Below are 9,586 nucleotides of genomic sequence, written 5' to 3'. Positions count from 1 at the left end.
GCGCTGGCACATGTACGACACCGTAAAAGGTTCCGACTACATCGGTGACCAGGACGCAATTGAATATATGTGTTCGATTGGTCCTCAGGCGGTATTTGAACTGGACCACATGGGTCTGCCGTTCTCCCGTACTGAAGAAGGTCGTATTTATCAGCGTCCTTTCGGTGGTCAGTCCAAAGATTTCGGTAAGGGTGGCCAGGCTGCCCGTACCTGTGCTGCTGCTGACCGTACTGGTCACGCGCTGCTGCACACGCTTTATCAAAACAACGTTAAACACAACACCACCTTCCTGAACGAGTGGTATGCCGTTGATCTGGTCAAAAACCAGGACGGCGCCATCGTCGGTGTTATTGCAATCTGCATCGAAACCGGCGAAACCGTCTACATCCGTTCCAAGGCGNCTGTGCTGGCGACCGGTGGTGCTGGCCGTATCTACGCTTCTACTACCAACGCACTGATCAACACCGGTGACGGTATTGGTATGGCGCTGCGTGCTGGCGTTCCGGTGCAAGATATCGAAATGTGGCAGGTCCACCCGACCGGTATTGCCGGCGCGGGTACCCTGGTGACTGAAGGTTGCCGTGGTGAGGGTGGTTATCTGATCAACAAGGATGGCGAGCGTTTCATGGAGCGTTATGCGCCCAACGCGAAGGACCTTGCAGGCCGTGATGTGGTGGCCCGCTCCATGGTTCTGGAAATTCTGGAAGGCCGTGGCTGTGGCGACGATGCTGATCACGTATTCCTGAAACTGGACCACCTGGGTGAAGAAACCCTGAACGCCAAGCTGCCAGGTATTCTGGAGCTGTCCCGTACTTTTGCTCACGCAGACCCTGTTAAAGAACCGATTCCGGTTGTTCCTACCTGTCACTACATGATGGGTGGTATTCCGACTAACATCGGTGGTCAGGCTCTGACTCAGGACGAAAACGGTAACGATGTGGTTATCGAAGGTCTGTATGCAGCGGGCGAAATCGCCTGTGTATCCGTTCACGGTGCAAACCGTCTGGGCGGTAACTCTCTGCTCGACCTGGTGGTATTCGGTCGTGCGGTTGGTCTGCAGGTTGAGAAGAGCTTTAAAGAAGGCTTCGACTTCGTACAGCCTACCGATGAAGATGTTGAGCGCGCTATGGGTCGTCTGAACCGTCTGAACACTGCCACAAGCGGCGAGAAGGTTGCAGAAGTCCGTGCTGAACTGCAGAAAACCATGCAGCTGTACTTCGGTGTATTCCGCGAAGGCGAAAGCATGGAGAAAGGTCTGGAAATGCTGAATGCCATCGGCGAACGTGTGAAAAACACTGTTCTCGAAGACAAGAGCGGACCTTTTAACACTGCGCGCATCGAAGCTCTGGAGCTGGATAACCTGTTCGAGACGGCTTACGCGACTGCTGTTGCTGCGATTGAGCGTAAAGAGTCCCGCGGTGCTCACGCCCGTAATGACTTCACTGAGCGTGACGATGAGAACTGGCTGTGCCACTCATTGTACTTCCCAGCCACCAAGACTATCGGTAAACGTGCGGTTAACTTTGCTCCAAAAACCATGGAAGCATTCCCGCCGAAGATCCGTACTTATTAATAGGGGAGCAAAAAAATGCTGGTGAGTATTTATCGCTATAATCCGGAAACTGACGAAGCGCCTTACATGAAGGACTACGAGATTACGATCCCTGGTAACAGGGACGTAATGGTTCTCGATGTTCTGAATCTGGTGAAAGAACAGGATCCGACTCTGGCTTACCGCCGCTCATGCCGTGAAGGCGTGTGTGGTTCAGACGGTATGAACATTAACGGCAAAAACGGCCTGGCATGTATCACACCAATTTCTGAGCCTACCAAAGGCAAGATGGACAAGCTGGTGCTGCGTCCGCTGCCTGGTCTGCCGGTAATCCGTGACCTGGTGATCGACATGTCTCTGTTCTATAAGCAGTACGAGAAGATCAAGCCTTACCTGGTGAACGATACCCCGGTACCGGCGATCGAACGTCTGCAGTCACCGGAAGAGCGTGCGAAACTGGATGGCCTGTACGAGTGTATTCTCTGTGCATGTTGTTCAACTGCATGTCCTTCTTTCTGGTGGAACCCGGACAAGTTTGTTGGCCCATCAGGCCTGCTGCAGGCTTACCGCTTCCTGGCGGACAGCCGTGATACCTCTACAGCAGAACGATTGGCGGATTTGAGCGATCCGTTCAGTGTGTTCCGTTGCCGTGGCATCATGAATTGTGTCAATGTGTGCCCGAAAGGACTTAATCCAACGCGCGCAATTGGTCACATCCGTAATATGCTGCTGAACCAGCAGGTATAACTGCGGAACATACTGTCTCTGACAGTATTAGACGTAAGTGGGCTGGACATACAGCCCGCTTCCGTTAACATTTTTTCAAAAATAGAGCTCAAAAAGCTTTATTTTTAACTAAGCTAGTTTTTTAGTTGAGGGTACGGGGAATTCCCGGTTCACCTCAGAGGCCTTGCGATCTATCCGATCGGCCCTCTAATTCGCGTAGCGCTAGAGCCGGTGCAACTTCTCTGTGGGTGATTTCCCTCGTTTTCTACCAAAACAGGGTGGTCGTACATGCACGAGCAGACAATGGAGCAACTATGGAGCACCTCCCAGCTCGCCGGGGGTAATGTTGCTTATATCGAAGAACTCTTCGAAACCTACCTTAGAGATCCTAACGAGGTCCCTGAAGAGTGGCGTAACTATTTCGACAAACTTCCCCGCGTCGATGAGAATATCTCCACAGATACTCCTCACAAGCCCATTCGGGAACAGTTTCTCCTTCTTTCCAAAAATCAGCACAGAGCCCGTCCGGTATCTCAGAGTGCTGTAAGTTCGGATCACGAGCGTAAGCAGATTCAGGTTCTGCTGCTGATCCACGCCTTCCGTGGCCGTGGTCATCAACACGCCAAACTCGATCCACTGGGTCTGATGCAACGTGAAAGCGTGCCGGATCTGGATCTTTCTTTCCATGGCCTTTCCCGCGCGGATCTTGATACCAAGTTCCATACCGGTTCCCTGTTTATCGGTCAGGAAGAAGCAACACTGAAAGACATTATGGAAGCATTGGAAACCACTTACTGCGGTACAGTAGGTGCGGAGTACATGCACATCGTGAATACGGCTGAGCAGCGCTGGTTCCAACAGCGTCTGGAAAGCGTACGCACGAATCCTAAGTACGGCTCCGAAGTTAAGTTACACCTGCTCGAGCGTCTCACCGCAGCTGAAGGTCTGGAAAAATACCTGGGCTCCCGTTACCCGGGCGTTAAGCGTTTCGGCCTGGAAGGTGGTGAAAGCCTGATTCCGCTGATGGATGAACTGATCCAGCGCAGCGGTACCTACGGTGCAAAAGAAATTGTTATCGGTATGGCGCACCGTGGTCGTCTGAATACCCTGATCAACACTCTGGGTAAAAAGACCTCCGACCTGTTTGATGAATTCGATGGTAAAGCCAAGTATGTATCTCACGGTGACGTGAAATACCACCAGGGTTTCTCCTCAAACGTTATGACATCCGGTGGCGAAGTTCACCTGGCGCTGGCATTCAACCCGTCTCACCTGGAAATTGTTTCTCCGGTGGTTGAAGGTTCCGTACGTGCCCGTCAGGACCGTCGTAAAGATACGACCGGCGAGAAAGTGGTTCCTGTCAGCATCCACGGTGACTCTGCATTCGCAGGTCAGGGTGTGGTGATGGAGACCTTCCAGATGTCTCAGACCCGCGCTTACAAAACCGGCGGTACTATCCATATCGTGGTGAACAACCAGGTTGGTTTTACTACCTCCAACCGTCACGATACCCGTTCAACTGAATACGCTACCGATGTGGCGAAAATGGTTGAAGCGCCGATTCTGCACGTAAACGGTGATGATCCTGAAGCTGTGCTGTTTGTTACTCAGCTGGCTGTTGATTACCGTAACGAATTCAAGAAAGACGTTGTTATCGACCTGGTATGTTACCGTCGTCGTGGTCACAATGAAGCGGACGAACCTTCCGGTACTCAGCCACTGATGTATGCTGCGATCAAAAAGCAGAAAACAACCCGTGAACTGTATGCCAACCGTCTGATTTCAGAAGGTGTGCTGGATGAAGCAGCTGCCAAACAGCTGGAAGAAGACTATCGCCAGGATCTGGATAACGGTAACCACGTTGTTAAGAGTCTGGTAAAAGAACCAAACAAAGAACTGTTCGTTGACTGGACCCCACACCTGGGCCACGAATGGACAGCCAAGGCTGACACCAGCTTCGATCTGAAACGTCTGCAGGAACTGGCTGCTCAGCAGCAGGAAGTTCCGGAAGGCTTCTCGATCCAGCGTCAGACCGGCAAAATTCTGGAAGACCGCAGCCGTATGGCCGCTGGTGCAAACCCGATTAACTGGGGTTTTGCAGAAACCATGGCGTACGCCACTCTGATCGATCAGGGCTATCAGGTCCGTCTTACCGGTCAGGATGTGGGTCGCGGTACTTTCTCTCACCGTCACGCTGTTCTGCACAGCCAGAAAGACGGTTCTCTGTATATTCCGCTGCAGCATGTCCGTGAAGATCAGCCTAACTTCGACATCTACGATTCACTTCTGTCTGAAGAAGCTGTGCTGGCCTTTGAATACGGTTATGCCACTACCACCCCTGGTGCACTGGTAATCTGGGAAGCCCAGTTCGGTGACTTCGCCAACGGCGCGCAGGTGGTATTCGACCAGTTTATTTCTTCCGGTGAGCATAAATGGGGACGCCTGTGTGGCTTAACCATGCTGCTGCCACATGGCTATGAAGGTCAGGGCCCTGAACACTCTTCAGCCCGTCTTGAGCGTTACCTTCAGCTGTGTGCAGAGCACAATGTTCAGATTTGTGTACCTTCAACTCCTGCGCAGGTTTACCACATGCTGCGTCGTCAGGTGATCCGTCCGCTGCGTAAGCCGCTGGTCGTTATGTCACCTAAGAGTCTGCTGCGTCACAAACTGGCTACCAGCACACTGGAAGAACTCGCTGAAGGCAGCTTCCAGACCGTTCTGGATGAACTTGATGAACTGAATCCGGAAAAAGTACGTCGCGTACTGCTGTGTGCCGGTAAGGTTTATTACGATCTGCTCGAACGTCGCCGTGCAGAAGAAATCGACGACATCGCCATCGTGCGTATTGAGCAGCTGTATCCGTTCCCGGCTGACGATCTGAATGACGTGCTGAAAAAATTCAGCAATCTGAAAGAGGTTTACTGGGTACAGGAAGAGCCAATGAACATGGGTGCCTGGTACAGCAGTCAGCACCATATGCGCCGCGCTCTGGCAGAAATTAATCCTGATCTGCATCTTGAGTATGCCGGTCGTGATGCTTCTGCTTCTCCGGCTGCAGGTTATATGGCGCTGCACCTTCAGCAGCTTGAACAATTTATCAAAGACGCTCTGGATCTGCAGGGCTAGGTAATCGCAGAGAATTTCTAAGGAAAATATGTAATGAGCATCGAAATTAAGGCACCCACTTTTCCTGAGTCTATCGCCGACGGTACAGTGGCCACCTGGCACAAAAAGCCAGGCGAGCCAGTAGAGCGTGATGAACTGATTGTTGATATTGAAACCGACAAAGTGGTTCTGGAAGTCGTGGCACCAGCCAACGGCACTATCAAAAATATCATCAAAGACGAAGGCGAAGTGATTCTGAGCGATGAAGTCATCGCGATCTTCGAAGAAGGCGACGTAGCTGCTGCAGCACCTGCTGCAGAAGAAAAACCAGCTGCCGCTGAAGCTGCTGCGGATTCCGATGACGACGGCGATGCCGTTGCCGGACCAGCTGCACGTAAACTGGCTGCAGAAAAAGGCATTAACCTGTCCGATGTTAAAGGCACAGGTAAAGGCGGTCGTGTTACTAAAGAAGACGTTCAGAACTTCACCAAAGCTGCGCCTGCAGCAGCGCCAGCGCCAGCAGCAGCACCTGCTCCTGCGGCAGCTCTGCCAGCCGGTGAGCGTGTTGAAAAACGTGTTCCAATGACCCGTCTGCGTGCCACCATCGCCAAACGTCTGGTTGATGCGCAGCAGAACGCGGCCATGCTGACTACCTACAACGAAGTCAACATGAAGCCTGTCATGGATCTGCGTAAAACATACAAGGATCAGTTCGAGAAAGCGCACGGCGTCAAGCTGGGCTTTATGTCTTTCTTCGTTAAAGCGGCTACTGAAGCCCTGAAACGCTTCCCGGCAGTGAACGCGTCTCTGGATGGTAACGACATGGTTTACCACGGTTACCAGGACGTAGGTGTTGCAGTATCTACTGAGCGTGGTCTGGTTGTACCTATCCTGCGCGATACTGACAGCATGGGTCTGGCTGAAATCGAAAGCACCATCGGTGATTTCGCTAAGCGCGGCCGTGACGGCAAGCTGGGCATCGAAGACATGCAGGGCGGTACCTTTACTATCACCAACGGTGGTATTTTCGGTTCCCTGATGTCTACTCCTATCCTGAACCCACCGCAGACCGCTATCATGGGTATGCACAAGATTCAGGAACGCCCAATGGCAGTAAATGGTCAGGTTGTTATCCTGCCAATGATGTACCTCGCACTGTCTTATGACCATCGTATGATCGATGGTAAAGAAGCTGTGCAGTTCCTGGTAACTATCAAAGAACTGCTGGAAGATCCGGCTCGTATGCTGCTGGACATTTAATCGGATAGTAAAGGAAAAGAGATGAGTAATAAGTTTGATGTGGTCGTCATTGGTGGCGGCCCTGGTGGTTATGTAGCCGCTATCCGTAGTGCCCAGCTGGGCCTGAAAACCGCATGTATCGAAAAATGGCTGAACAAAGACGGTAAAGCTGTATTTGGCGGTACCTGTCTGAACGTTGGTTGTATCCCATCCAAAGCGCTGCTGGATACTTCTCACCGTTATGAAGAAGCGAAAGAAAAATTTGACGTTCATGGTATCAGCACCGGTGATGTGAAAATCGACATCGCTACCATGCTGCAGCGTAAAGACCAGATCGTTAAAAACCTGACCGGTGGTGTTGCGACTCTGCTGAAAGCAAACGGCGTAACCACTTTTGAAGGTACCGGTAAGGTACTGGCTGGTAAAAAAATTGAATTTACCAACCACTCAGGTCAGACAGAAACTCTGGAAGCGGACAACATCATCATCGCGACCGGTTCTGTACCGTTTAACATTCCTTCTGCGCCACTGACAGACGACGTTATCGTTGACTCTACCGGTGCTCTGGAATTCACCGAAGTACCTAAGCGTCTGGGCGTGATTGGTGCCGGTGTTATCGGTCTGGAACTGGGCAGTGTGTGGATGCGTCTGGGTGCAGAAGTTGTGGTACTGGAAGCTCAGGACAAGTTCCTGCACATCCTGGATCAGGCTGCTGCTAAAGAAGCTCAGAAATTGTTCACCAAACAGGGCATGGACATCCGTGTCAACGCCCGTGTGACCGGTACTGAAGTGAAAGGCAAACAGGTAACCGTGACTTACCAGGATGCTGAAGGCGAAAAAACTGAAACCTTCGACAAACTGATTGTTGCCGTAGGCCGTCGCCCATACACTGAAGGCCTGCTGTCTGGTGACAGCGGTGTTGAAATGGACGAGCGTGGCTTTATTCACGTGGATGATGCATGTCGTACTGACGCACCAGGAATCTGGGCAATCGGTGACGTGGTCCGTGGTCCTATGCTGGCACACAAAGCGTCTGAAGAAGGCGTTATGGTTGCTGAGCGTATAGCCGGTCATCACGCACAGGTTAACTACGACGTGATTCCTTCTGTGATTTACACCCATCCGGAAATTGCTTCCGTGGGTAAATCTGAAGAACAGGTTAAAGCTGACGGTACCGAGTACAACGTGGGTATGTTCCCATTTGCTGCGATCGGCCGTGCAATGGCATCTGGCGAAACTGACGGTTTCGTTAAGATCGTTGCCGACGCTGACAGCGACCGCATCCTTGGCGCGACCGTTATTGGTCCAGCTGCGGGCGAACTGTGTCAGCAGATCGTTATTGCGATGGAATTCGGCTCTACTGCAGAAGACATCGGTATGATGGTGTTCTCACACCCAACCGTATCTGAAGCTGTTCACGAAGCTGCTCTGGCAGTGAACAATGCCGCGATTCACAAGGTGAACCGTAAGCCTAAGAAAAAATAATCCGGGTAGGGATTAAAGGACATCGTCGCTCAGTGGGCGGTGTTCACAAGAATAAATTTTGGAGCGGAAGACGTTTTTCATTTGGTGAATTTCCGATTCAAGCTCTGGATAAACTGGCCCGGGTCTCCGGGCCATTGTTTATGGCCGTATAATGGTACTTCCTGGTGCCGCCGACAAAATCGGTTATGCGGTTAACTGAGGCCGCCGGGTCAACCCCGGCAATAAAACAAGAGACAGGACAAAAGCGATGAACCTTCACGAATATCAGGGTAAACAGCTTTTCGCTCAGTATGGTCTGCCAGTATCCAAAGGTGTGGCAGCCAAAACTGCAGAAGAAGCTGTAGCTGCAGCGGACACCATTGGTGGTGACCGTTGGGTAGTAAAAGCACAGGTACACGCCGGTGGTCGCGGTAAAGCGGGCGGTGTGAAACTGGTTTCATCAAAAGACGAAATCAAAGCCTTTGCTGAACAGTGGTTGGGCAAAAATCTGGTAACTTACCAGACTGACGAAAATGGCCAGCCTGTAAGCCGTATTCTGGTAGAAACCTGCACGGATATCGCCAATGAGCTGTATCTGGGCGCGGTTGTTGACCGTTCTACCCGTCGCGTTGTTTTCATGGCGTCTACTGAAGGCGGTGTGGAAATTGAAAAAGTTGCGGAAGAAACTCCGGAAAAAATTCTGAAAGCGACCATTGATCCGCTGACTGGTGCACAGCCTTACCAGGGCCGTGAACTGGCATTCAAACTGGGTCTGCAGGGCGATCAGATCAAACAGTTCACCAAGATCTTCATGGGTCTGGCGCAACTGTTCGTAGAAAAAGATCTGGCGCTGATCGAAATTAACCCACTGGTTATCAAAGAAGACGGTGATCTGCACTGTCTGGACGCTAAAATTGGCGTTGATGGTAACTCTGTATACCGTCACAAAGATCTGCAGGAAATGCAGGATCCTTCACAGGAAGATGCCCGTGAAGCTGAAGCTGCTGAGTGGGATCTGAACTACGTAGCGCTGGATGGCAACATCGGCTGCATGGTGAATGGCGCTGGCCTGGCCATGGGTACTATGGACATGGTAGCTCTGCACGGCGGTTTCCCTGCTAACTTCCTCGACGTAGGTGGCGGTGCGACCAAAGAACGTGTTGCTCACGCTTTCAAACTGATCCTGTCTGACGACAAAGTAAAAGCCGTTCTGGTGAACATCTTCGGTGGTATCGTGCGTTGTGACATGATCGCTGAAGGTATTATCGGTGCTGTTAAAGAAGTTGGTGTAAACGTTCCTGTTGTTGTTCGTCTCGAAGGTACCAATGCCGACCTCGGTAAAAAAGTACTGGATGATTCCGGCCTCGATATCATCGCGGCTGAAAGTTTAACAGACGCTGCAGTTCAGGCAGTTAAGGCAGCGGGGAACTAAGATATGTCTATTCTGATTAATAAAGACACCAAAGTTATCTGTCAGGGTTTCACTGGCGGTCAGGGTAC

General features: G+C 51.5%; 6 protein-coding genes. All 6 read left to right on the top strand.

What is annotated here, in order from left to right; translation table 11 throughout:
- The coding region (gene sdhA / locus B2Z72_RS04025; protein WP_297004214.1) for a succinate dehydrogenase flavoprotein subunit at positions 1–1,573 on the top strand (1,573 nt) is incomplete at its 5' end.
- A gap of 15 nt (positions 1,574–1,588) precedes the next feature.
- Entirely contained in the window at positions 1,589–2,299 is a 711-nt protein-coding gene (locus tag B2Z72_RS04020; RefSeq protein WP_297004212.1) for a succinate dehydrogenase iron-sulfur subunit, read from the top strand.
- Between the two features lie 267 nt (positions 2,300–2,566).
- On the top strand, positions 2,567–5,404 hold the full coding sequence (locus B2Z72_RS04015; protein WP_296981562.1) for a 2-oxoglutarate dehydrogenase E1 component: 2,838 nt from the start codon (positions 2,567–2,569) through the stop codon (positions 5,402–5,404).
- A gap of 33 nt (positions 5,405–5,437) precedes the next feature.
- Positions 5,438–6,643 carry a 2-oxoglutarate dehydrogenase complex dihydrolipoyllysine-residue succinyltransferase gene (gene odhB / locus B2Z72_RS04010; protein WP_296981561.1) on the top strand — a complete coding sequence of 402 codons (1,206 nt, stop codon included), beginning with the start codon at positions 5,438–5,440 and terminating at the stop codon, positions 6,641–6,643.
- 21 nt (positions 6,644–6,664) lie between these two features.
- Complete coding sequence (lpdA, locus tag B2Z72_RS04005; RefSeq protein WP_296981560.1) at positions 6,665–8,107, top strand: dihydrolipoyl dehydrogenase; 1,443 nt, start codon at positions 6,665–6,667, stop codon at positions 8,105–8,107.
- Between the two features lie 247 nt (positions 8,108–8,354).
- On the top strand, positions 8,355–9,518 hold the full coding sequence (gene sucC, locus B2Z72_RS04000; protein WP_296981559.1) for an ADP-forming succinate--CoA ligase subunit beta: 1,164 nt from the start codon (positions 8,355–8,357) through the stop codon (positions 9,516–9,518).
- The last annotated feature ends 68 nt before the right edge of the window (positions 9,519–9,586 follow it).

It is taken from the genome of Thalassolituus sp. UBA6592, assembly GCF_002433655.1.
Lineage (GTDB): Bacteria > Pseudomonadota > Gammaproteobacteria > Pseudomonadales > Oceanobacteraceae > Venatoribacter.
This window is presented reverse-complemented; position numbering and strand designations above follow the sequence as displayed.